Below are 524 nucleotides of genomic sequence, written 5' to 3'. Positions count from 1 at the left end.
GGTATTTTAGCTACGATTGGAAAACCATCTAACGAATAGTTTAAAATGAAAACTAAAATTTTAATACCGATAAGTCCATTGCTGCTCTTTTTTTCATCCAAAAAAGAAGTATCTAAGATTATCATCACCGTAAAAAATACGTTGACTATAGACCGACAATTTGAAACTATTGAATTGACAAAAGAGCAATTACAGCTTGCTGATTTAAGCCTTTATGGCATAAAGAATGTGAAAACAAAAGAACTATTAGTATCGCAAACTGTAGATTTGGATGGTGATGGTACTATGGATCAACTTCTATTTCAACCCACTATAAAAGCACATTCAGAAGAGAAGTTTGAGGTTGTAAAGATTTCAAAAAAAACTTCCAAACAAACAATCGAATATTGTTACTCTCGATTTGTACCCGAAAGAACAGATGATTATGCTTGGGAAAATAATAGAGTTGCTTTCAGAGCCTATGGACCAACTGCCCAAAAAATGGTGGAAGAAAACATCAAAGGAGGCACACTTTCTAGCGGAAT

Annotated in this window: 1 protein-coding gene; it reads left to right on the top strand. The window is 33.6% G+C overall.

The window, feature by feature from the left end:
- Positions 1 to 45 precede the first annotated feature (45 nt).
- Positions 46 to 524 (top strand): DUF4861 family protein (locus IU405_RS00165; protein ID WP_197436653.1); only part of this gene is annotated, 479 nt, incomplete at its 3' end.

This window comes from Polaribacter sp. BAL334, assembly GCF_015767435.1.
GTDB lineage: Bacteria > Bacteroidota > Bacteroidia > Flavobacteriales > Flavobacteriaceae > Polaribacter.
This window is presented reverse-complemented; position numbering and strand designations above follow the sequence as displayed.